Origin of the sequence: Paracoccus aminovorans (assembly GCF_001546115.1) — a bacterium.
In the GTDB taxonomy this organism is placed as follows: domain Bacteria; phylum Pseudomonadota; class Alphaproteobacteria; order Rhodobacterales; family Rhodobacteraceae; genus Paracoccus; species Paracoccus aminovorans_B.
Genome location: NZ_KQ955208.1, coordinates 1528740 through 1551893, shown reverse-complemented (window position 1 = coordinate 1551893; position 23154 = coordinate 1528740). Strand labels below are relative to the sequence as shown.

Genomic DNA, 23154 nt, shown 5'->3' with positions numbered 1-23154 from the left:
TGGGTTTGCTTGCGCGCAGCCTAGCGTTCGGGGCGCGCGGGTCGCAAGTCACGACGGCGCGCCGGGATCCCAGATCTGGGTCAGCGAGCGGTTGCCGATCCGTTCCAGCCGCGCCACGGTCGAGCCGAGCGCCGTCGCATCCCGGCGTTCGGCGCAGGCGCCGACGTCGATCGCGACGCCCGCCAGCGTCACCAGCCCGACCTGCCAGGCCAGCCGCGACAGCTGGTCGGCATGGTTGACCACCGCGCCCAGGTCGCGTTCCTGCGCCGCCAGCACCGTGCGGCGCAGCGCCCGCGCCAGCTCCTCCAGCGCGGCGCCGATCACCTGGGCGGCGCAATCCTCGCCCAGCTCGCGGACGATCTGTTCCAGCCGCTGCAGGTCGATGCGAATGGCGTCGTTCATGGACAGGATGGCGATTTTCGACATTTCATCTTCCGGCAGCTGCGGCGGTCACGTCAGCGCAATCTGTCACCAATCCCTCAAGAAAAGGTTATGGGCGGTGCGCTAAACCTCTCGAACTTTATCGGTTCAGCGGTTATCAAATCGCACGAACGGTAGATGAGGAAGCCATGAACCAAGCCCGTCCACTGCCGAATTACCTGGTGCAACGCTATCACGGATGGCGGGCGACCGCCTTTCAGGAAAACCGCGTCTGGTACCGCCGCCTGGCCGAGGACGGCCAGCATCCGCGCGCCATGGTCATTGCCTGCTGTGATTCGCGGGTGCATGTGACCTCGATCTTCGGGGCCGATACCGGCGAGTTCTTCATTCACCGCAACATTGCGAATCTGGTGCCGCCCTATGCGCCCGACGGGCAGCAGCACGGCACCTCGGCCGCGGTGGAATATGCGGTGAACACGCTCAAGGTCGCGCATCTGGTGGTGGTGGGCCACACCAGCTGCGGCGGCGTGCAGGGCTGCCTGGCCATGTGCTCGGGCCATGCCCCGGAGCTGGAAGAGAAATCCAGCTTCGTCGGTCGCTGGATGGACATCCTGCGCCCCGGCTACGACCGCGTGGCCGAGCTGCCGCCCGAACAGCAGGTCCGCGCTCTGGAACGGCAGGCGGTGCTGGTGTCGCTGGAGAACCTGATGACCTTCCCCTTCATCAGGACGGCGGTGGAATCGGGCGACCTCTCTCTGCATGGCGTGCTGCATGACATCGCCGGCGGGCTGCTCGAACAATACGACCCCGCGGTGGACGCCTTCGTCGACATCGTCTGACCGGGCCGTCGCAAGGACCATGCCATGACCCTGCCGGACCGTTCCGCCATCGCGGCGATGGATGCCAGCGACCCGATGCGCGGCTTGCGCGACGCCTTCATCCTGCCCGAGGGCGAGGTCTATCTGGACGGCAATTCGCTGGGCCCGGCGACCCACGCGGCGCAAGCCGAACTGGCCCAGGCCGCGACGCAGGAATGGGCGCAGGGGCTGATCCGCAGCTGGAACAGCGCCGGCTGGTTCGACCTGCCGCTGCACCTGGGCGACCGCATCGGCCGGCTGGTCGGCGCGGCGCCGGGGCAGGTGGTGGTGGCGGACACGACTTCGGTCAATATCTACAAGGCCCTGCATGCCGCCCTGGCGCTGCGTCCGGGGCGGCGCAGCATCGTCGCCGAATCCGGCAGCTTCCCGACCAACCTCTATATCGCCGAGGGCGTGGCCTCGACCCTGCCCGGCACGCGGCTGCGGCTGGAGGGCGTCGATGCGCCGCGGATCGAGGACATGCTGGACGGCGACGTGGCGGCCGTGCTGGTCAATCACGTGAACTACAAGACCGGCGCCCTGCGCGACATGGCGGCGCTGACGGCAAGAATCCATCAGGCCGGCGCCCTCGCCATCTGGGACTTGTGCCATTCCGCCGGCGCCCTGCCGGTCGCGCTGGACGCGGCCGAGGCGGATTTCGCCGTCGGCTGCACCTATAAATACCTGAACGGCGGGCCGGGTTCGCCGGCCTTCATCTATGTCGCGACGCGGCACCAGGACCAGGCGCGGCAGCCGCTCAGCGGCTGGTGGGGGCACGCGCGGCCCTTCGCCTTCGAGACCGGCTTCCAGGGCGATCCCGGCATCCGCCGCTTTCAATGCGGCACCCAGCCCATGCTGTCGATGCGGGCGCTGAAGGGCGCGCTGGAGGTCTGGGACCGGGTCGACATGCAGGCGCTGCGCGCCAAAAGCGTGGCGCTGACCGAGTTGTTCATCCAGCTGGTCGAGGGGCTTTGCGCAGGCCGCGGCCTGGTGCTGGAATCGCCCCGCGATCCGGCGCTGCGCGGCAGCCAGGTCGCGTTCCGGCACGACCATGCCTTCGCAGTGATGCAGGCGCTGATCGCGCGCGGCGTCATCGGCGATTTCCGCGCGCCCGCGACGCTGCGCTTCGGCTTCACGCCGCTTTACACGCGCCACATCGACGTGCTGGACGCCGCCGAGACGCTGGCCGATGTGCTGGCGACCGAAAGCTGGCGCGACCCGCGTTTCGCGCTGCGCACGGCGGTGACCTGAGCGCGCTCAGCCCGGCGGGCAGACCCGGACCTCGGTGCCCCATTCGGCGCAGCGCCGGGCCAGATCCTCGGGCAGCGGGCGGTCGGTGAAGACCGCGTCAAGCTCGGACAGGCTGCCGATGCGGGCGGGCGCCGGGCGGCCCAGCTTGGAATGGTCGGTGACCAGGAAGGCATGGCGCGACTGGCGCAGGATCGAGCGGCTGACCCGCACCTCGGCCAGGTCGAAGTCCAAAAGGTCGCCGTCATGGTCCAGGGCCGAGGTGCCGATCACCGCGTAATCGACCTTGAACTGTTCGAAGAACTGTGTCGTCAGCTCGCCCACCAGCCCGCCGTCCGAGCGCCGCAGCGCGCCGCCCGCGACCATGATCTCGCAGCCCGGATTGGCCAGCAGGATATTGGCGACATTCATGTTGTTGGTGACGACGGTGATGTTGGAATGATGCACCAGCGCCTGGGCCACCGCCTCGGTCGTGGTGCCGAGGTTCAGGATCAGGCTGCAATTGTCGGGAATCTCGGCGGCGCAGGCGGCGCCGATGGCGGCCTTGGCCTCGGCATGCATGCGCCGGCGCGCCTCATAGCCCAGGTTCACCGCCCCGGCGCGCGGCACCGCGCCGCCATGGACGCGGTCCAGAAGCCCGGCCTCGGCCATTTCGCCCAGGTCGCGGCGGATCGTCTGCAGCGTCACCTCGAACCGCTGGGCCAGGTCGTCGACCAGCACCCGGCCCTCGGCGCGGGCGAGCTCAAGGATTTCGCTCTGGCGGATGCTGAGGGCCAAGGGGCTCTCCATGGCTGGAACGGTTTCACCTTAGGCGAAGCGCGGGCGCGCGCAAGCGTTCCCTACGCCGCGATGCAGCGGCGCCGATGTTCGGATGCGGGCGGAACCCGGGCGAAACGAAAGCCGCTTGACCCCGCGGCAGGGGCGGTGCAGCCTGCCGCCGGTTTTTCAAGGACAGGCCCCCATGACCCCCATCGCGCCCTTCGCCTTTTCCCTGCCGGCCCGCATCGCCTTTGGCCGGGGCGAGGCGCAGAAGGCGCCGGCGGCGATCCGCGCGCTTGGGCCGCGCGGCGTGCTGGTGCATGGCGCGAACCCGGCCCGCGCGGCCTGGCTCTTGCAGGCGCTGCGGGCCGACGGGGCCGAGGTCCTGCCCATCGCCTGCGGCGCCGAGCCGACGCTGCCGATGCTGGAGGAGGCGCTGGCCCGCGCCAAGACCTTCGGCGCCGACTGGGTCGCGGGTCTGGGCGGCGGCGCGGTGCTGGACCTGGGCAAGGCGCTGGCCGGGCTGATCCCGGCGCCGGGCGGCATCATGGACCATCTCGAGGTCGTGGGAAGGGGCCTGCCGCTGGCGGCGCCGCCCTTGCCCTATGTCGCGCTGCCGACCACCGCCGGCACCGGGGCCGAGGCGACGCGCAACGCGGTGATCGGCCTGCCCGAACATGGCCGCAAGGTCTCGATCCGCGACGAACGCATGCTGCCGCGCCTCGCCATCGTCGATCCGGCGCTGACCGACGGCTGCCCGCGCGGGGTGACGCTGGCCTCGGGCCTCGACGCGCTGGCGCAGGTGATCGAGCCTTATGTCTCGGCCAAGGCCACGCCCTTCACCGATGCGCTGGTGCGGCCGGTGATCCTTCCGGGCCTGAGGGCATTGAAGCGGCTGATGGAGGAGGAGGACGCGCAGGCGCGCGACACCATGGCCTGGACCAGCCTGTGCGGCGGCATCGCGCTGGCGAATGGCGGGCTTGGCGCCGTGCATGGCCTTGCCGGGGTGATCGGCGGCGTGACGACCGCCCCCCATGGCGCGATCTGCGGCGCGGCTCTGGGCCCGGTGCTGGCGATGAACCGCGACCACGCCCCCGACCCCGCCCGCGTCGAGGAAATCTGCCACGCCATCGCCGAGGGCTTCGGCGGCACGGCGGCCGATGCGCCGCAGACCCTGGCGAGCTGGGCGCGCGCCGCCGGCCTGCCGGGCCTGCAGGCGCAGGGGCTGGACCCGGCGCGGCACCAGGCGGTGGCCGAGGCCTCGCTGGCCAGTTCCTCGATGAAGGGCAACCCCTTCGCGCCCTCGGTCGCGCAGCTTTGCGAGGTTCTGCGCAAGGCCGGCTGATGACCGAGAAACTGCTGTTCCAGGCGCGCTATCCCGCCACCCTGTCCTGCCTGATCCGCGACCTGACCTGCACCCGGGCCGAGATCTGGAGCTTCGACGACGCGCCCACCCGCCGCGCCACCGAGCTGGCCCTGGCCCGGCGCGGCGTCAAGGCGCGCTGCCGCTCGGCGCTGAAGCCGCTGCTGCACGCCTTCCTGGAGGAAATCGAGACCGCCGGCCTGGCCGAGGCCAGCATCACCTGCCCGTGCCACCCCGAGGCCGCGCCGGGCCGCTTCCTGCTGGAAGCCTATCCGCTGCCGGCGCTGTTCCCGCTGACCGCCTTCGATTTCCACGAAGGCCCGGACAGCGCCGCCATGCCGGCCTATCGCGTCAGCCTGGGCTATGTCTCGGGCGAGCGGCGCGAGCTCACGGTGCTGGCGCCGAACCGGATGCACCGCGACCAGTCGGGCCATCCGGCGCTGTCGCCCTGCGGCTGGCTGGTGCAGGACGGGCAGGGCGGGCCGCTGCTGACCGATTGCGAGGCGATCTTCCGCGATGCCATGCGCTGCCTGGCCACCCAGCCCTGGCTCGCCGAGCCGTTCTTCCAGCGCCTCGACATCGCGGTGACGCTGCCGGTGCGCGACCGGGCGCTGGGGCATGGCGACGAGGCGGTCTCGGTCATCGAGGCGCTGCACGAGGACCTGTATTTCTCGGCGCTGGAGCAGTTCCGGCAGCGGCTGGCGCGTCCCGCGGGCGACCGCAGCCTGCGGCCGGGCCAGATCGTGCCCAGCGTCCGCCATGGTCCCGACCACAGCCTGCGCATCGCGACCCGGCCCTGGGACAGCGGCCCGGCCGATCCCGGCCAGCAGGCGCTGGACGATGCGCGCGAGCCGCTGTCGCCCGGGCAGATCGCCGAGGAGCTGGCGCGGCTGCCGGGCCGGCGCTTCCAGGCGCATTCGGCCGCCGGGCGGGCGGTGCCGGCGCTGTATCTGCCGGGGCGCGACCGGGCGATGATGATCTCGGCCGGGCAGCATGCGAACGAGGTCTCGGGGCCGGTCGGCGCCCTGCGGGCGGCGCGCGACCTGGCGCGACGCGAGGGCGCGCATTTCACGCTCTGCCCGCTGGAAAACCCCGACGGCTATGCGCTGCGCCAGGAGCTGGCCCGCGACAATCCGCGCCACCTGCTGCATGCCGCGCGCTACACCGCGCTCGGCGACGATCTGGAATATCGCGATGCGCCCCGGGCCGAGGCCGAGATCCGCGCCGTCGCGCATCACCTGTCGGGGGCGCTGCTGCATGTCAGCCTGCACGGCTATCCGGGGCATGAATGGCTGCGGCCGTTCAGCGGCTATGTCCCGCGTGGCTTTGAAAGCTGGACCATGCCGCGCGGCTTCTTCCTGATCCTGCGCCATCATCCCGGCTGGGGCGCCATCGCCGCCCGGCTGGCCGAGGCGGTCGCGGCCCGGCTGCGCCAGGTGCCCGGCCTTGCGGCGCGCAATGCCGCGCAGCTGGCGCTGGCCCGCCAGCACGGCCTGACCGCCGAGGCGCCCGGCGGCTTTGCCCGCGTGCTGACCGAGGATGCCCGCGCCGCGACGCCGCTGCTGCTGATCACCGAATACCCCGACCAGACGCTGCTGGGCGATGCCTTCACCGCCGCGCATGAGGCGCAGCGCGCCGCCGTGATCGCCGCCTATGACGCGCTGCAAGAGCTGGACCTGGCCGACCGCCCGCTCGCCTGAGGCGCGAAATTCGCCAAGACAAAAGCGGCATATCCGCCTATCCTGCTGAAACGGAAGGGCTCTCGGGACTGCCGACCGGGGCCGCCTTGGTTCGGGAGAGCGTGTCATGGTTGAAGAGGCCACCGGCGAGGTGCGTTTCGCCGTCGTGCTTTACGGCGGCGTCTCGCTTGCCATCTACATGAACGGCATCGCACAGGAACTGCTGCGCATGGTGCGCGGCAGCTCGAACCTGCCCGATACGGCGCTGGACGAGGGCGAGAGGATCTATCGCGATCTGTCGCGCGCCCTGGCCGGCCCGCGCGGCGGGCGCAAGCGCTTCGTCATCGACATCATCTCGGGCACCTCGGCCGGCGGCATCAACGGCGTGGCGTTGGCCAAGGCGCTGGTGGTCGGCAGCCGCGACATGGCGGTGCTGCGCAAGGCCTGGACCGTCGATGCCGACATCGACAAGCTGCTGAACGACGGCGCCGGGACGCTGAACCCCTTTGCCCCGACCGAGTCGCTTCTGGACGGCGCGCATATGTATGACGTGCTGCTGGAAACCATCGCGGCGATCCGCGGCGACGATCAGCCGCTGGCGGAAATGGTCGACCTGTTCGTGACCGCCACCGACCTGCGCGGCGTGCCGGCGCCAATCCACCTGACCGGCGCGCGGCTTGAGGAAAAGGTCCACAAGACCGTCTTTCACTTCGCCTTCGAGCAGGAGCGGCACAACGATTTCACCCCGGATAACGACGCCATGCTGGCCTTTGCGGCGCGCTGCACCTCGTCCTTTCCGGTGGCCTTTCCGCCGATGCGCTTTGCCGACATGCCGCATGGCGCCAAGGACCAGGCGTTCAGCCGCTTCTTCCGCAAGGGGCTGGCGGATTACGACCAGCGCATCTATGCCGACGGCGGCTATCTGGACAATCGTCCCTTCAGCCATGCCATCGACCTGATCCCGTTCCGCCCCACCACCCTGCCGGGCGAACGCAAGCTGCTGTTCATCGACCCCTTCCCGGCGCCGCGACCCGAGCGCGACCCGGCGACGGGCGCCGTCAAGCCGCAACCGCCCGAGCCGGTGGATTTCCTGCAGAACGCCCGGCTGGCCGCCTCGACCCTGCCGCGGACCGAGGTGATCCGCGACGACATCCGCGCCATCACCCGGATGAACAACCGCCTGGAACGGCTGGGCACCCTGCAGGCGCGCTGGAAGCAGGACAAGGGCCATATCCATCGGTCTGCGCATGAGCAGCAATTGCGCGAAAAGCCCCGCGACCTGACCGAACTGGACCTGGCCGACCTGCTGACGGGCCGGGACTACGGCGACAGCTATGCGCTTTATCACCACCTGCGGGTCTATGACACGACCGACAGCCTGACCGCCATCGTCGCCCGGCTGGCGGGCTATGCGCCGGATTCGGACGAGGCGCTGTATCTGCGCCAGATCCTGCGCGCCTGGCGCGACCGGCATTTCTCGGCCTATCGCGAGGACGGGCGGGAGACCGAGAACGCCTTCCTGTCGCGCTATGACATCGGCTTCCGGCTGCGGCGGCTAATCCACCTGCGCCGGCAGATCGACGACAGGCTGGACGCGGACAGTCCGCCGGCGCCGCAATCCCCCGCGCTGCTGCGCGCGGCCCGCAAGCTGGTCGAGCGCGAACTGGTCGCGGTGCGCCGCTTGGCCAACCCGCGCGGGGCCGATGCCGAGAAGCTCTTGACCCCGGACGAGATTGCGCGGCTGACCGCCGAGATCGCGGCCCATTACAGCGAGGCCATGCAGCAGCCGACGCTGGAGCGGCGCTACGGGCTGGCGCGCAGGGTCTATGAGCTGCCGGCGATCCGGCCGCTGGTCAACCGGGCGCTGCGGCAACTCGGCACCGACATGCGGCGGGAATTCGACAAGGGCAGCGCCCGCATCCGCGAGGGGCTGCACGACCTGCCGGACATCCTGGCCGATTACGAGGATTTCCACTGGCACGACGTGATGACCTATCCCTTTCTCGAAGGCTCGGACGTGCAGGAACATGCCCAGGTCGAGGTGTTCCGCATCAGCCCGGCCGACAGCGCCTTGAACCCGCGGCCCGCGAAACTGGCCGGCATCGCGGTCGGCGCCTTCGGCGGCTTCCTGAACCGCGACTGGCGCGAACACGACATCCTCTGGGGCCGGCTCGACGGGGCCGAGCGCATCGTCGCCGCGCTGATGTCGGACCGCACGCCCGAGGAACGCCAGCTCTGGACCGACCGGCTGCAGAACCGCATCCTGGCCGAGGAATATGCCGACAAGCCCGGCCAGACCCGCCGGCTGGCGCTGCTGAAGGCCAAGCTGCGCGACGCCCAGATCGACGAGGACGCCTTCGAGGACACCGCCGCCCGCGCGCTGGGGGTCAAGGACGCCCCGGCGCTGGACCTGGGACGGTTTCGCGACAATTACAGCGAGCTGAAGCCGATCGGGCCGCGCGCGCCGCAGATCGCCGGCTGGAGCAGCCGCAGCATGGCGATCCTGTCGCGGATGATCGACGACCTGCCCGACGACGGCATCCTGGGCATGCTGGGCGCCCGGGCGGCGGCGGCGCTGCGGGCGGGCGGCGGGCTGATCTCGGGCTTCACGCGCTTTGCCATGCCGGGCAGCTATCGGCGCATGGTTGCGGACAAGCTCTTGTATCTGGCCATGTTCGCCGGGCTGCTGGTCGGGTTTCTCGGCTGGTGGACCGGCTCGGATATTGCCCGGGCGGGCTGGCTCGTGCTGGTCCTGTCGGTGGCGGTCTGGCTGGTGCTCTATTGCTTCGGCCGCTGGCTGCGCGGCCGCGGCACGCTGCCGCAGGCGCTGCGCTGGTTCCTGGGGCTGATCGCCATCGGGCTGATGGCAACCGGCCTCGTCACCGTCGCAAAATCTCTGCTCGGCTGACGCAGGCCGGGTCGCAAAATCGCATCCTTCCGTCGCAAAACTGCCCGGCCCCGGTGGGGATCGGCCTGAAAAAGGTTGCGAAAATGGCAAGACATGCGCGGCCGGAACCGGGCAAGCCTCAGCCAAGGTATGGGTTTGCAGGTCTCGGTGCCTGCGCTATCCGCAATGGCGGTCGGAACGAACCGGCCGGTAGGGGCGGAAAGCGAAGGAGGATAGTGTATGACGGCAGAAATCATTGACGGGAAGGCGTTTGCGTCTGTTTTGCGCGGTCGCGTTGCCGATGCGGTTGCCGGGCTGGCGGCGCGGGGGATCGTGCCGGGGCTGGCGGTGGTGCTGGTGGGCGAGGATCCGGCCTCCGAGGTCTATGTCCGGAACAAGGGCATCCAGACCCGCGAGGCCGGCATGGCCTCCTGGGAGCACAAGCTGCCGGCCGAGACCGGACAGGCGGAGCTGCTGGCGCTGGTCGAGAAACTGAACGCCGACCCGGCGGTGCATGGCATCCTGGTGCAGCTGCCGCTGCCCGCGCATATGGATGCCGAGGCGGTGATCAACGCCATCGATCCGGCAAAGGACGTCGACGGCTTCCACATCCTGAACGTGGGCCTTCTGGGCACCGGGCAGAAGAGCATGGTGCCCTGCACGCCCCTGGGCTGCCTCTTGATGCTGCGCGACCGGCTGGGCGATCTCTCGGGGCTGAACGCGGTCGTGGTCGGGCGCTCGAACATCGTCGGCAAGCCGATGGCGCAGCTCTTGCTGGGCGAGAGCTGCACCGTCACCATCGCGCATAGCCGCACGAAGAACCTGGCCGAGGTCTGCCGCAGCGCCGACATCCTGGTCGCCGCCGTCGGCCGGCCGCGGATGATCCCCGGCGACTGGGTCAAGCCCGGCGCCACGGTGATCGACGTCGGCATCAACCGCATCGAGGAGGACGGCCGCACCCGGCTGGTCGGCGACGTGGACTTCGACAGCGCGGCCCGGGTCGCCGGCGCCATCACCCCGGTGCCGGGCGGCGTCGGGCCGATGACCATCGCCTGCCTCTTGGCCAATACGCTGACCGCCTGCTGCCGGGCGAACGGGCTGCCCGACCCCGAGCTGGTCGGCTGAGATTGCCGGGGGCCGGGGGCTCTGCCCCCACCCGCCCGCGGCCCCAGGGTGGGGCCACGGGCGCGTTCCCCCGGGATATTTGCACAAGAAAGAAGCCGGGCCCCGCCCGGGCACAGTGGAGAGCACGATGACCAAATACTGCCTGACCGTAGCCTGCCCGACGACGCGGGGCATCGTTGCCGCCATCTCGGGCTATCTTGCCGAGAAGGGCTGCAACATCACCGACTCGAGCCAGTTCGACGACATGGAGAACGACAAGTTCTTCATGCGCGTCAGCTTCCTGTCCGAGGAGGGCGTCGGCCTCGAGGAGCTGCGCGCCGATTTCGCCGAGACCGCCAAGGCCTTCGGCATGGTCTCGGCCTTCCATGACGAGGCCGAGAAGATGAAGGTCGTGATCATGGTCAGCCGCTTCGGCCATTGCCTGAACGACCTTCTGTATCGCTGGCGCATCGGCGCCTTGCCGATCGAGATCGTGGCGGTGATCTCGAACCACATGGACTATCAGAAGGTGGTGGTGAACCACGACATCCCCTTCCACTGCATCAAGGTCACCAAGGAGAACAAGCCGCAGGCCGAGGCCGAGCAGATGCGCATCGTGCGCGATTCCGGCGCCGAGCTGATCGTGCTGGCGCGCTACATGCAGGTCCTGTCGGACGAGATGTGCAAGGCGATGTCGGGGCGGATCATCAACATCCACCACTCGTTCCTGCCCAGCTTCAAGGGCGCCAATCCCTACAAGCAGGCCTTCGAGCGCGGCGTGAAGCTGATCGGCGCCACCTCGCATTACGTGACCGCGGATCTCGACGAGGGCCCGATCATCGAGCAGGACATCATCCGCGTCACCCATGCCCAGTCGCCCGACGACTATGTCTCGCTGGGCCGCGACGTCGAAAGCCAGGTCCTGGCCCGCGCCATCCACGCCCATATCCACCGCCGCGTCTTCCTCAACGGCAACAAGACCGTCGTCTTCCCGCCCTCCCCGGGGTCCTATGCCTCCGAGCGCATGGGGTGAAAAGCCCACGCAGGGCGGCCATCGAGCCGCCCTTGCCCAGCGCATGTCTTCTCCGTTGCAAAAATACCCCCGCCGGAGGCCGGCAACGGCCAGGATCACGCAGGGCGGGGAGCAAGGGCGGCGTCCACGCTTGCGGCATAGCGCACCAGCGGCCGGCGCAGCCCATGCGTCAGCAGCAGGCGGCGCATGTCGCGGCGGGTGCCGGTCAGCCACAGCTCGACCCCGCGCCGATGCGCCTTGTGCGCCAGGCCTTCGATCATATTGGCGCCGGTCGCGTCCAGAAAGGGCACGGCGCTGAAATCCACCACCAGCCGGCGCGCGCCGTCGTGGATATTGTCCAGCACCGAGCCGATGCTGGCCGTTGCCCCGAAGAACAGCGCCCCCGAGATGCGATAGACCACCACGTCGCGCGGCTGCGGCTGATCCGGCCGCGCCTCGCCGTCAGGCCGGTCCGGGGCGACCAGCGGCGTCTGATCCTCGATGCCGGTGGCCTGGCTCATGCGCTGGATGAACAGCACCGATCCCAGCGCCAGGCCGGTGACGATGGCCTCGGTCAGGTCGCGAAACACGGTCAGGGCAAAGGTCACCAGAAGCACCGCCGCCTCGCCCCGGCCCGAGCGCAGCAGGATGGCGATCGCCGGCTTCTCGATCATGTTCCAGGCCACCACCGCCAGCACCCCGGCCAGCGCCGCCAGCGGGATATAGGCGGCGAGCGGCGCCGCCACCAGCATGAAGGCCAGCAGAAACAGCGCATGCAGCATGCCCGCCACCGGCCCATGCGCGCCCGAGCGCACATTGGTCGCGGTCCGCGCTATGGTGCCGGTGACGCAGATGCCGCCGAACAGCGCCGAGCCCATGTTCGCCACCCCTTGCGCCACCAACTCGCAATTCGAGCGGTGGCGGCGGCCGGTCATGCCATCCGCGACCACCGCCGAGAGCAGCGATTCGATGGCGCCGAGCAGCGTCAGCGACAGCGCCGCGGGCAGCAGCGCCAGCACCTTCTGCCACGAAACATCCGGCAGCGCCGGCGCGGGCAGGGTCGAGGGGATGCCGCCGAACTTGCTGCCGATGGTCGCCACATCCGCCCCGCTCAGGGCCACGATACCGGCCGCCAGCGCCACGGCGATCAGCATGCCCGGCCAATGCGGCCGCAGGCGCTTCAGCCCCAGGATCACCGCGACGGTCGTCAGCGCCAGCGCCAGGGCCATGGGCGTCAGCGTGGCCCGCGCGCTCCACAGCGCCGGGATCTTCTCCAGCAGTTCCCCCGGCTCATGCGCCATGTCCAGGCCGAAGATTTCCTTCAGCTGGCTGGCGAAGATGATGACGGCGATGCCGGCGGTGAAGCCGACCGTCACCGGAAAGGGGATGAACTTGATGAAGGTGCCCAACCGCAAGAGCCCGATCGCGACCAGCATCATCCCGGACATGAAGGTGGCGAGGATCAGCCCCTCCATGCCGTATTGCGCGACGATCCCCGCGACCAGCACGATGAAGGCCCCGGCCGGCCCGCCGATCTGGAAGCGCGAGCCGCCGAGCGCCGAGACCAGGAAGCCGCCGACAATGGCGGTGTAAAGCCCTTGGGCCGGGGTCGCGCCCGAGGCAATCGCGATGGCCATCGACAGCGGCAGCGCCACGATGGCGACGGTCAGCCCGGCCAGCGCATCGGCGCGCAGCTGGCCGGCGCCATAGCCCTCGCGCAGGACGGTGACCAGTTTCGGGGTGAAAAGCGGCGCGAAACCGGGGTTCGCACGGGCTTGCTGCATCATCTTGGGCCGCACCTTCGCAAAGGAGGCGGCGGGATCGTCGGCTGTCGTCGGCGGTCGCCGTCGCGATTAACTCGTCGGACCGGATTTCAGCCGCACGCCGCGCCCGCCCGAGGCGCTGGCCGCACCCTCGCCGATCAGCTCGACCCCGGCGGCCTCGAGCGCCTCGACCACGCGGGTCAGGCTGTCGACGACGCCGCGCACATTGCCGTCGCTGGCTTCCATGCGCTGGATCGTGGGGACCGACAGGCCGGAAAGCTCGGCCAGCCGCTTCTGGTCGATGCCAAGCAGGGCACGCGCCGCACGCATCTGGGCCGAGGTCATCATGCGCTGATTCCCAATCCTTGATGACGCATGGCTATCATAGGTATATTGATATTTCAAATATCATTATAGAGGATTACGCATAGGAAAAAGGCCCTCGCGAAGGAGGGCCTTTCGTGCCATGCGCGGGTTGGCGAGAAGTCAGAACTTCATCGTCGCGCCCAGCGTGACCGTGCGGCCGGGGGCCCAAACCGGTTCGATCCCCCCGCGTCCATCATTCGCGCCGAAGCCCGAACGCTCATAATAGTTCTTGTCGAACAGGTTGTCTACGCTGAGCCGGACCGCCACTTTCTCGTATGCCTGGGGCGTCCATTCTGCATAGGCGTTAACCACCGTATAGGACGGCTGCTTGTAATAGGTCGTGCCCTCGACGATCCGCTCGTCGATGGAACCAGCCCACTCCACCGAAGCGCCGAGGACAGTGTTCCATGCCGACACGTCGTGATCGACCCACAGCGCGGCGGTCTCGCCCACCGGCATGAAATAGACGCCATTGTTCGCCACGACTTCTTCGTCGTCGCCGGTGACATCCGCCTTGGTGAAGGAGGCGCCGATCCGGGTGTTGCCAAAATCATAGGTGCCGTGCAGGGTGAAACCCTTGCTGCGGTACTCCTCGGCGCGGTTGGTCAGCAGGGTCGGGGATTCATAGCTCAGCAACCCGTCGATCTTGGTGTCAAAGACGGTGATGCCACCCTGCCAGGCGCTGCCGTTGAAGTTCGCACCCACCTTGAGGTTCTTGGCCGTGCCCGTGTCCAGGCTCGGATCGGTGACGAAACCGTCGTCGCGGGCATGGACATAGCCATAATCGCCGATGACGTAACCCAGCCAGGTGCGCGAAGCGCCGGCGAAAACCTCGATACTGTCGTTGACGCGATAGGCGACGGTGCCGTTCACGCTGGCGCCGGAATCGCTGAACCGCTCGCCGTTCCAATCGGTAAAGCGATGCGCGTCGTAGCGGGCGCCGGTCGAAAGGCTGAGGCCGTTCTCGAACTCGAATCGCCCTTGGGCGAAGATTCCGATCTGGCTCGTCGAGAAGTTGCGGTAACGACGGTTGTTGTTGCCATAGTTGTCGGTGGAGTAGTCGTGTTCGTTGAAATCGATCCCCGCCGTGATCTTGCCGGCGCCGACCGTGAAGGTGTTCTGCGCCTTGCCGCCGAATTGATCCTCATTGAAGATCGCGTTTCCGTTCGTCACGTAGAGATAGTCGTCGCCTCGCAACGTCGGATAATTCGGCCGCCAGTATTCGTACTGGCTGAAGTAAAGCGAAACCTCGGGATCCCACATGTCGGTCGGATCGGTTGAGGTATAGGTCAGCTTGACCGTATCGCGGCTGACCTTGAGCGGATGGACCTCGTCGCCGGCAAGACCCATGTTCGCCTTGATCAGGCGATCGGCGTCGTCGCGGCTGCGTTCCAGACCAAGTTCGATCCGGTGCCCTTCGAATTCATAACCCAGCTTGGCCAAGATATTCCGCGCAGCAGGCTCGGTGCCGAGAATCTCCTTGCCGTCGCCGCTATCGTAATTGTCGCCGTTCGAGCCATGGGCCATGATGAACCAATCGAACCCGCCGCTGCGGCCATAGCCGGCCAAGCTGCCCGAGAAACCGCGACCATTTGAGCCATAGGAAAGCCCAACACGGCCGCCGGTGTTCTGCCCGGCTTCCAGCATGTCGAGTGCGCCGACCGTCTCGTAGCGCAGCGCACCTGCTGCGGCGGCAAAGCCGGAATCGGCTGCTGCCGCGCCCGCCTCGACCTCGACAGACTTCAGGAAGGCCGGGTCGATCACGTTCGAGCCGGTGTGGTGCCAGCTTGTCTGTGCTTGCGGCACTCCGTCCACTGTAACAGCGAGCAATGATTGCTCGATGCCGAAAACACTAACCTTTTTCGCAGGGCCGCCGCCGCCCGAGACGGTGATGGCGGAATCGCGGGCGAACAGCTCGGACACGTCGGCGGGCTGCATCGCCTCCAGGTCCTCGGGCGTGACCGTGACGCCGCCGGTGGCCTCGACGTTCTCCTGGCCGCCGGCGACCAGGGTGATCGGGTTCAGCACCACGGTCTGGGCCTGGTCGGCACCGGCCAGATCCTGCGCGTGAAGCGCCGAGGCAAGGGCAAGGGTGGAGACCCCGGCAAGGGGAAGAAGCTGCGACAATCTCATGGGCCAGGCCTTCGTCAGTTGGAACTTTGCCGCGACTTCATAGGCAGCTCGCCAGAATAGGCAATAAAATCTCTCAAGAATTCTCACGAATGGGTGAGAGAAAAGCTAGGGTTTGTGGCATTCCTGCCGCAGTCGCCTGGGCGCCGCCCCTTGCAGCCTGGCTTTGCCAAAGCCGGGCAAAGGCGCTAGAGCAGGCGCAATTCGCACCGCGGAAAGCGCAGGATGAGCATCAACCTTTATCAGAACGACCTGCCCGACGACCTGGACCTGGGTCCGGTCGTGGCCATCGACACCGAAACCATGGGGCTGGACCCGCGCCGCGACCGGCTGTGCCTGGTGCAGCTGAGCAGCGGCGACGGCAACGCCCATCTGGTGCAGATCGCCAGGGGCCAGCGCAAGGCGCCGAACCTGACCCGGATGCTGACCGACCCGAAGGTGCTGAAGCTCTTCCACTTCGGCCGCTTCGACATCGCCGCGCTGGAGGCGAACCTGGGCGTGGTGACCAAGCCCGCCTGGTGCACCAAGATCGCCAGCAAGATGGTGCGCACCTTCACCGACCGGCACGGGCTGAAATACCTGCTCTCGGAACTGGTCGGCGTGGATATTTCCAAGCAGCAGCAGACCAGCGACTGGGGCGCGACCGACCTGACCGACGCGCAGCTGGAATATGCCGCCTCGGACGTGCTGCACCTGCATGCGCTGAAGGCCGAGCTGGAAAAGCGGCTGGAACGCGAGGGTCGCATGGGCCTGGCGCAGGCCTGTTTCGACTTCCTTCCCGCCCGGGCCCATCTGGACCTGCTGGGCTGGGGGGATGAAAACGACATCTTCCGCCATTAGGATGCCGGGCATGAGCGCATATCTCGACACCGCCCGCAGGGTGATCCTGACCGAGGCCGAGGGGCTGGCCCAACTGGCCGGGGCCTTGGGCGACAGCTTCGACCGCGCGGTCGAGGCGATCCTGGTCGCGCGCGGCCGCGTCGTCGTCTCGGGCATGGGCAAGTCCGGCCATGTCGGGCGCAAGATCGCGGCGACGCTGGCCTCGACCGGGACGCCGGCGCAATTCGTCCACCCCGCCGAGGCGAGCCACGGCGACCTGGGCATGGTCACGCAAAGCGACGTGGCGCTGGTCTTGTCGAACTCGGGCGAGACGCCGGAGCTGGCCGACCTGATCGCCCATACCCGCCGCTTCCAGATCCCGCTGATCGGCGTCGCCAGCCGGGCCGAATCGACCCTGCTGCGCCAGGCCGACGTGGCGCTGGTGCTGCCCGCCGCGGCCGAGGCCTGCGGCACGGGCATCGTGCCCACCACCTCGACCACCATGACCATGGCCTTGGGCGATGCGCTGGCCGTGGCGCTGATGGAGCATCGCAAGTTCACGCCCGAGCATTTCCGCACCTTCCACCCCGGCGGCAAGCTGGGCGCCAAGCTGTCGCGCGTCGCCGACCTGATGCATCAGGATATTCCGCTGGTGCCGGAAACCGCGCCGATGGCCGACGCGCTGCTGACCATCAGCCAGAAAAGCTTCGGCGTCACCGGCGTGACCGATGCGCAGGGCCGGCTGACCGGCATCATCACCGACGGCGACCTGCGGCGCCACATGCAGGGCCTGCTGGACCATACCGCCGCCGAGGTGATGACGCGCAACCCGCGCACCATCGGCCCCGGGCAGCTGGCCGAGGCGGCGCTGGCCGAGATGCAGAACCGCCGCATCACCAGCCTGTTCGTGGTGGCCGAGGACGGCCAGCCGGTCGGGCTGATCCATATCCACGACTTCCTGCGCACCGGGATGGTCTAGGCCATGACCCGCTCGCGCATCGTGGCCCTGCTGCGCGTGATCCTGCCGCTGACGGCGCTGGCGATCCTGTCGGTGCTGTTCCTCTTGGGCCGCAAGCCCGACCCCGAGGCCAGCATCCCCTACGCCGACGTCGACCCTCGCGAGCTGGCCGAGCGGCAGGTGGTGACCAGCCCCAGCTATGCCGGCGTGACCGAGGACGGCGCCCAGATCAACGTCACCGGCGATGAGGCGGTGCCCGGCAAGGACGGCGGCGGCAGCGCGACCGCGGTGCGCATGACGCTGCGCGCCCGCGACGGCCGGGCGGCGGATGTCAGCGCCGGGGCCGCCTCGCTGGCCGGCGACCAGGTCCGGCTGGGCGAGGGCGCGCGCATGACCACCGCCGACGGCTGGGTGCTGACCGCGCCCGAGTTCCTGGCCTCGACCACCGCCGGCACCGTGGTGTCCGACGACGAGGTCAACGTCCGCGCGCCCTTCGGCGAACTGACCGCCGGCCGGGCCGAATTGCGCCCGCTGGGCGACGGCAGCGGCGATCACGTTCTTGATTTGAGCGGCGGAGTTCGATTGATATACCGGCCATGACTTTCGCGCCCCTCCGCCGCATTTCGGGGCTTCTCATGCGCCAGAAAGGAAACCCGATGATCCGGCTGCGACCGCTTTTGCCCGTGATCCTGTCGCTTGCGCTGGTGTGTGGGCAAACGGGCGCGGCCGGCGCGCAGGCGACCGCGGGCTTCGGCAATGCGCAGGACGTCAAGCAGCCGGTCGAGGTCACCGCCGACGCGCTGTCGGTGGACCAGAAGACCGGCCGGGCGACCTTCAGCGGCAATGTGCTGATCGGCCAGGGCGCGATGCGGCTTTCCGCCGACAGCGTGACCGTGACCTATGCCCAGGGCGGGCAAAACCGCATCAGCGCGCTGCATGCCGAGGGCAACGTCACCCTGGTCAGCGGCGAGGACGCGGCCGAGGCCAAGGCCGCCGATTACGACGTCGAATCGGGCAATGTCGTGCTGACCGGCGACGTGCTGCTGACCCAGGCCGGCAATGTGCTGGCGGGCGAAAAGGTCACGGTGAACCTTGCCACCGGCACCGCCCAGGCCTCGGGCCGGGTGCGCAGCGTGCTGCAACCGGGAAGCCAGAAATGAGCCAGCCGGAACAGGGGCTGCGGGTCAGCGGCTTGCGCAAATCCTATCGCAACCGACCGGTGATCCGCGACGTGGCGCTGCGGCTGGACCGGGGCGAGGTGGTGGCGCTGCTGGGCCCGAACGGCTCGGGCAAGACGACCTGCTTCTATTGCGTCGCCGGGCTGGTCGCGCCCGATTCGGGGCAGGTGCTGATCGACGGCCAGGACGCGACGCGGCTGCCGATGTATCGCCGCGCCCAGATGGGCATCGGCTATCTGCCGCAGGAAATGTCGATCTTTCGCGGATTGACGGTCGAGCAGAACATCATGGCCGTGCTGGAACTGGTCGAGCCGCATGTCCACCAGCGCCGCGAGCGGCTCGAGGAGCTCTTGGGCGATTTCTCGATCGGGCATCTGCGCGGTGCCTCGGCCATGGCGCTGTCGGGGGGCGAGCGGCGCCGGGTCGAGATCGCGCGCTGCCTGGCGGCCGATCCGGCCTATCTGCTTCTGGACGAACCATTCGCCGGCGTCGATCCCATCGCCGTGGGCGAGATCCGCGGCCTGGTCCACGACCTGAAAAGCCGCGGCATCGGCGTGCTGATCACCGATCACAACGTCCGCGAGACGCTGGAGATCGTCGACCGCGCCTATATCCTGCATGACGGCCATGTGCTGATGTCGGGCACCACGGCCGAGATCGTGGCCGATCCGCAGGTCCGCCGCGTCTACCTGGGCGAAGCCTTCCGCATGAACTGACGGCGGCTTCGCGCGTTCCCTTCGCGCAGCCGTTGACACAGGCCCGCGGCTGTCACCAAATGAAGGGACGGCGGGGCAAGAACGCCCGGCCCGACAAACCCGGGCGGCGCCTGCGCGAGGGCCGCGACCACACCGGGCAACCGAAAGGACGGACAACCATGCGCTACCAGATCAGCGGAAAACAGATCGACGTCGGCGACGCGCTTTCGACGCATGTGAAGACCGAACTGGGCGAGACCATTGACAAGTATTCCCAGCGCCCCACCGATGCGACGGTTATCTTTTCCCGCAACGCGCATGAATTCATCTGCGATGCCGTGGTGCATCTGTCGACCGGGCTCAACGTCTCGGCCAAGGGCGCCTCGACCGAGGTCTACGCCGCCTTCGAGCAGTGCCGCGAGCGCATGGACAAGCAGCTGCGCCGCTACAAGCGCCGGCTGAAGGACCACCACAAGGACCGGGTCGAGCCGGTTGCCTTCGAAGCCGCCGGCATGTATGTGCTGGCCGCTGATGAGGACGAATGGGAAACGCAGGACGACCGCCTGCAGCCCATGATCATCGCCGAGATGGAGACCCGCGTGCCCACCCTGTCGGTGGGCGAGGCGGTCATGCAGATGGAACTGGCCGGCAGCCCGCTGCTGGTCTTTCGCAACGAGAAACATGGGGGCGTGAACGTCGTTCACCGCCGCGACGACGGCAACGTGGGCTGGATCGACCCCCGCAACCTGGGCTAGACTGCACGGAACAGTCTTGAGAAAACCAAACGTCCCGGCCGTGGCACCTGCGGCCGGGACTAGCACAATTTCGGGCGACATGCAGATCAGCGACATTCTCTCTCCCGCCGCGGTGCGGACGATGAGCCAGACCACCAGCAAGAAGCGGCTGTTCCAGGAAATCGCCGAGCAGGCGCGCGCCGTCTATGGCGTCGACGCCCCGCAGACGCTGGACGCCTTGCAGGAGCGCGAGACGCTGGGGCCGACCGGCGTTGGCCATGGTGTGGCGTTGCCCCATGCCCGGCTGCACGGGCTGGACCGCGTGGTCGGGCTGTTCCTGCGGCTGGAAAAGCCGCTGGATTTCGACGCGGTGGACCGCCAGCCGGTGGACCTGATCTTTGCGCTGCTGGCGCCGAAAAGCTCGGGCGTGGATCATCTCAAGGCCTTGGCGCTGGTGTCGCGGACGCTGCGCGACCAGGACCTGCGCGCCAAGCTGCGCGCCAATGACGACCCGGTGGCGCTGCATGCCATGCTGGCGGCGGCCCCGGGGATCAAGGCCGCCTGACCGCCTTCGGGGGTGAAATCGGCGCCCGGACAGGCTATAGTCCCCGGTGGGAGGACTATCGCATGACCAGACATATCGCGGATCACATGCGGGAAAGCGGCAGCAGCCGCACCCGCAATTTCACCCGGCAGGAACGGGAATCCGGCACCCATCCCGCCATCGCGGCGCTGCGCATGCGGCCGCGGTCCCGCGACGAATCGGGGAACCGCCGGGCCGCCGAATTCGCCCGCATCGAGCGCGGGCGCCAGGCCTGACACCCGGCACCCCGAAATCGTCGGCACAATCGAGACCGGCCGGGCATCGCTGCCCGGCCGGTTTGGTTTTCGGCATGGGATCCTGCGCTCAGGCGCGGACCAGCTCTTCGTAATCCGCGGCGATCTTGCGGGTGTGGTCGCCGACCTGGAAATGCCAGTCGCCGATCTGCCCGACCGGGGTCACCTCGGCCGCGGTGCCGGTCAGGAAGCATTCCTGGAAGCCGTCCAGTTCCTCGGGTTTGATGCGGCGCTCATGCACCGGGGTGCCATTGTCCTTCAGCATCTGGATGACGGTCTGCCGGGTGATGCCGTTCAGGAAGCGGTCGGCCAGGGGCGTGTGCACCTCGCCGTCCTTGACGAAGAAGATATTGGCGCCGGTGGCCTCGGCGACATAGCCCTCCCAGTCCATGAACAGCGCGTCCGAGCAGCCCTTCGCCTCGGCGGCGTGTTTGGACATGGTGCAGATCATGTAAAGCCCGGCGGCCTTGGCGGCGGTGGGGATGGTCTCGGGGCTGGGCCGCTTCCACTTGGCGATGTCGAGCTTGGCGCCCTGCCATTTCGCGTCGCCGTAATAGCTGCCCCATTCCCAGGCGGCGACGGCCATGCGCACCGGGTTGCGGCGGGCCGAAACCCCCATGTCCTCGCCCGAGCCGCGCCACATCACCGCGCGGACATAGGCGTCCTTGAAGCCGTTGGCGTTCAGCACGGCCTCCTTGGCGGCGTCGATCTCATCGGCGGTATAGGGCGACTGCATGTCCAGCAGCCGGGCCGATTCGATCAGCCGCAGCGAATGTTCGTGGCCCTTGAAGATCTTGCCGCTGTAGCAGCGCTCGCCCTCGAAGACCGAGCTGGCATAATGCAGCGCATGGGTCAGGATGTGGACATTCGCCTCGCGCCACTCCACCAGCTTGCCATCCATCCAGATCTTGCCGTCACGATCGTCATACGCGCCTGCCATTTTTCCCTCCGGCCGGTTCTGTTTTCGGAATGTTGCGTGTCCTTGTCGCATCCGGCAAAGAAAATTGCGCAACTTGGGCCTTTGGCTATCCATTCATGGTTGGAAAGTCAACAAGCCTGACGTAATAAGAGCCATGCGTTACGGGGATGCCATGCAAAACAAGGTGAGCGTATCGGGGGCGGGAGGCGAAAGCCTGCTGTTTCTGACCGACGACCAGCTGCGGCGCGGGATCGAGGCGATGTTCTTCGCCTATCGCGCCTTCACGGCCGATCCCGACCTGATCCTGGCCGAGCTGGACTATGGCCGCGCCCATCACCGCGCGATCCATTTCATCAACCGCGAGCCGGGGCTGACGGTGACGGCGCTGCTGGACGTGCTGGGCGTGACCAAGCAGTCGCTGAACCGGGTGCTGCGCACGCTGATCGAGGACGGGCTGGTCGAAAGCCGCATCGGTCGCCGCGACCGGCGCGAGCGCCAGCTCTACCTGACCGAGCAGGGCGCGGCGCTGGAGCGGCGCCTGACCGAGACCCAGCGCGCCCGCATGCGCGCCGCCTATCGCGCCGCCGGGCCGCAGGCGGTCGCGGGCTTTCGCCAGGTGCTCGAGGCGATGATGGACCGCGACACGCTGCGCCAGTATCGCGCGCTGAAAGACCTGCCGGAGACGCCATGACCCCTGATCCGCAGCCGGCGGCCCATATCCTGGTCGTCGACGATGACGAACGCATCCGCAGCCTGCTGCGCCGCTTCCTGATGCGCAACGGCTTCCTGGTGACCACGGCGCGCGATGCCGCGCAGGCCCGGCGGCTGCTGGGCGGGCTCGACTTCGACCTGATCGTGCTCGACGTGATGATGCCGGGCGAGGACGGATTCACCCTGACCCGCGACCTGCGCCAGCGCATGGCGACGCCGATCCTGCTGCTGACCGCCAGGGGCGAGACCGGCGACCGCATCGAGGGTTTTGAAAGCGGTGCCGACGACTACTTGCCCAAACCCTTCGAGCCGCGCGAACTGCTGCTGCGCATCGCCGCCATCCTGCGCCGCATGCCGACGGCCGAGGCGCGCGGGCCGAAATTCCTGTCCTTGGGGCCGCTGCGCTATGATGCCGACAAGGGCGAATTGTGGCAGGGCGAGGCGCCGCTGCGCCTGACCGGCACCGAACAGGCGCTGCTGAAGCGCCTGGCCGATACGCCGCGCCAGCCGGTCAGCCGCGCCGAGCTGATCGAAGACCTGGGCCGCAATCCGGTCGAGGAACCGGGCGAGAACTCCGAACGCGCCATCGACGTGCAGATCACCCGCCTGCGCCGCAAGATCGAGCCGGACCCGAAGGAGCCGCGCTATCTGCAGACCGTGCGCGGCACGGGTTACATGCTGGTGCCCGACTGAGCACCGCGCGCTTCGTCGCCGCTGTATGGGTATTTGAGAAACAGAGAAGGACGAAGTGCTG

The 23154-nt window shown here is 68.4% G+C and carries 23 protein-coding genes; 17 read left to right on the top strand and 6 right to left on the bottom strand.

Annotation, left to right across the window (positions count from 1 at the left end; translation table 11 throughout):
• Window positions 1–48: 48 nt before the first annotated feature.
• Window positions 49–426, bottom strand: coding sequence for a hypothetical protein (locus tag ASV56_RS08015; RefSeq protein WP_062561509.1), 378 nt, complete (start codon window positions 424–426; stop codon window positions 49–51).
• A gap of 143 nt (window positions 427–569) precedes the next feature.
• Here ASV56_RS08015 and ASV56_RS08010 point away from each other — a divergent pair, with 143 nt between their 5' ends.
• Window positions 570–1220, top strand: a complete 651-nt coding sequence (locus ASV56_RS08010) for a carbonic anhydrase (RefSeq protein WP_062561508.1) — start codon at window positions 570–572, stop codon at window positions 1218–1220.
• A 24-nt stretch (window positions 1221–1244) separates the two neighbouring features.
• Window positions 1245–2489, top strand: coding sequence for a kynureninase (kynU, locus tag ASV56_RS08005; RefSeq protein ID WP_062561507.1), 1245 nt, complete (start codon window positions 1245–1247; stop codon window positions 2487–2489).
• A gap of 6 nt (window positions 2490–2495) precedes the next feature.
• Here kynU and ASV56_RS08000 read toward each other — a convergent pair whose 3' ends face one another.
• Complete coding sequence (locus ASV56_RS08000) at window positions 2496–3263, bottom strand: DeoR/GlpR family DNA-binding transcription regulator (protein WP_062562278.1); 768 nt, start codon at window positions 3261–3263, stop codon at window positions 2496–2498.
• A 193-nt stretch (window positions 3264–3456) separates the two neighbouring features.
• On the opposite strand from ASV56_RS08000, the gene ASV56_RS07995 reads away from it, so the two are divergent.
• The 5 genes from ASV56_RS07995 to purU all read left to right on the top strand — a co-directional run bounded on the left by ASV56_RS07995 (window position 3457) and on the right by purU (window position 11311).
• Window positions 3457–4590, top strand: a complete 1134-nt coding sequence (locus ASV56_RS07995; RefSeq protein ID WP_062562277.1) for an iron-containing alcohol dehydrogenase — start codon at window positions 3457–3459, stop codon at window positions 4588–4590.
• Window positions 4590–6308: a M14 family metallopeptidase gene (locus ASV56_RS07990; protein ID WP_062561506.1), complete on the top strand. Its 1719-nt coding sequence runs from the start codon at window positions 4590–4592 to the stop codon at window positions 6306–6308. The genes ASV56_RS07995 and ASV56_RS07990 overlap by 1 nt, the downstream gene beginning before the upstream one ends.
• Before the next feature lie 106 nt (window positions 6309–6414).
• On the top strand, window positions 6415–9195 hold the full coding sequence (locus ASV56_RS07985) for a patatin-like protein (RefSeq protein WP_062561505.1): 2781 nt from the start codon (window positions 6415–6417) through the stop codon (window positions 9193–9195).
• Window positions 9196–9414: 219 nt separating this feature from the next.
• Window positions 9415–10299 (top strand): bifunctional methylenetetrahydrofolate dehydrogenase/methenyltetrahydrofolate cyclohydrolase FolD, encoded by an 885-nt coding sequence (folD, locus tag ASV56_RS07980; RefSeq protein WP_062561504.1) that lies wholly within the window; start codon window positions 9415–9417, stop codon window positions 10297–10299.
• 127 nt (window positions 10300–10426) lie between these two features.
• Window positions 10427–11311 carry a formyltetrahydrofolate deformylase gene (gene purU / locus ASV56_RS07975; protein WP_018001668.1) on the top strand — a complete coding sequence of 295 codons (885 nt, stop codon included), beginning with the start codon at window positions 10427–10429 and terminating at the stop codon, window positions 11309–11311.
• A gap of 95 nt (window positions 11312–11406) precedes the next feature.
• Here the strand turns inward: purU and ASV56_RS07970 are convergent, their stop codons facing one another.
• The 3 genes from ASV56_RS07970 to ASV56_RS07960 form a co-directional block, all read right to left on the bottom strand.
• The gene (locus tag ASV56_RS07970; RefSeq protein WP_062561503.1) at window positions 11407–13077 is read right to left on the bottom strand and encodes a SulP family inorganic anion transporter; all 1671 of its coding nucleotides are present in this window, start codon (window positions 13075–13077) and stop codon (window positions 11407–11409) included.
• Between the two features lie 66 nt (window positions 13078–13143).
• Window positions 13144–13401 carry a helix-turn-helix domain-containing protein gene (locus ASV56_RS07965; protein ID WP_062561502.1) on the bottom strand — a complete coding sequence of 86 codons (258 nt, stop codon included), beginning with the start codon at window positions 13399–13401 and terminating at the stop codon, window positions 13144–13146.
• Between the two features lie 138 nt (window positions 13402–13539).
• Window positions 13540–15552: a TonB-dependent receptor domain-containing protein gene (locus ASV56_RS07960; protein ID WP_062561501.1), complete on the bottom strand. Its 2013-nt coding sequence runs from the start codon at window positions 15550–15552 to the stop codon at window positions 13540–13542.
• Between the two features lie 222 nt (window positions 15553–15774).
• Here ASV56_RS07960 and ASV56_RS07955 point away from each other — a divergent pair, with 222 nt between their 5' ends.
• The 8 genes from ASV56_RS07955 to ASV56_RS07920 all read left to right on the top strand — a co-directional run bounded on the left by ASV56_RS07955 (window position 15775) and on the right by ASV56_RS07920 (window position 20752).
• The gene (locus ASV56_RS07955; protein WP_062561500.1) at window positions 15775–16389 is read left to right on the top strand and encodes a ribonuclease D; all 615 of its coding nucleotides are present in this window, start codon (window positions 15775–15777) and stop codon (window positions 16387–16389) included.
• Between the two features lie 10 nt (window positions 16390–16399).
• Window positions 16400–17347 (top strand): KpsF/GutQ family sugar-phosphate isomerase, encoded by a 948-nt coding sequence (locus ASV56_RS07950; protein ID WP_062562276.1) that lies wholly within the window; start codon window positions 16400–16402, stop codon window positions 17345–17347.
• A 3-nt stretch (window positions 17348–17350) separates the two neighbouring features.
• The gene (locus tag ASV56_RS07945) at window positions 17351–17926 is read left to right on the top strand and encodes a hypothetical protein (protein WP_062561499.1); all 576 of its coding nucleotides are present in this window, start codon (window positions 17351–17353) and stop codon (window positions 17924–17926) included.
• Between the two features lie 56 nt (window positions 17927–17982).
• Entirely contained in the window at window positions 17983–18486 is a 504-nt protein-coding gene (gene lptA, locus ASV56_RS07940; RefSeq protein WP_062561498.1) for a lipopolysaccharide transport periplasmic protein LptA, read from the top strand.
• The gene (lptB, locus tag ASV56_RS07935; RefSeq protein ID WP_062561497.1) at window positions 18483–19220 is read left to right on the top strand and encodes an LPS export ABC transporter ATP-binding protein; all 738 of its coding nucleotides are present in this window, start codon (window positions 18483–18485) and stop codon (window positions 19218–19220) included. The genes lptA and lptB overlap by 4 nt, the downstream gene beginning before the upstream one ends.
• A 158-nt stretch (window positions 19221–19378) precedes the next feature.
• Window positions 19379–19954, top strand: coding sequence for a ribosome hibernation-promoting factor, HPF/YfiA family (gene hpf / locus ASV56_RS07930; RefSeq protein WP_062561496.1), 576 nt, complete (start codon window positions 19379–19381; stop codon window positions 19952–19954).
• Window positions 19955–20033: 79 nt separating this feature from the next.
• Entirely contained in the window at window positions 20034–20498 is a 465-nt protein-coding gene (locus ASV56_RS07925) for a PTS sugar transporter subunit IIA (protein WP_017999201.1), read from the top strand.
• A 62-nt stretch (window positions 20499–20560) separates the two neighbouring features.
• Window positions 20561–20752: a hypothetical protein gene (locus tag ASV56_RS07920; protein ID WP_062561495.1), complete on the top strand. Its 192-nt coding sequence runs from the start codon at window positions 20561–20563 to the stop codon at window positions 20750–20752.
• 88 nt (window positions 20753–20840) lie between these two features.
• On the opposite strand, the gene ASV56_RS07915 is transcribed toward ASV56_RS07920, so the two are convergent.
• Window positions 20841–21710, bottom strand: coding sequence for a branched-chain amino acid aminotransferase (locus ASV56_RS07915; protein ID WP_062561494.1), 870 nt, complete (start codon window positions 21708–21710; stop codon window positions 20841–20843).
• A 151-nt stretch (window positions 21711–21861) separates the two neighbouring features.
• On the opposite strand from ASV56_RS07915, the gene ASV56_RS07910 reads away from it, so the two are divergent.
• Entirely contained in the window at window positions 21862–22380 is a 519-nt protein-coding gene (locus ASV56_RS07910; protein WP_062562275.1) for a MarR family winged helix-turn-helix transcriptional regulator, read from the top strand.
• A complete protein-coding gene (locus ASV56_RS07905; RefSeq protein ID WP_062561493.1) occupies window positions 22377–23093 on the top strand; it encodes a response regulator in 717 nt (238 codons plus the stop codon). The genes ASV56_RS07910 and ASV56_RS07905 overlap by 4 nt, the downstream gene beginning before the upstream one ends.
• Window positions 23094–23154 lie beyond the last annotated feature (61 nt).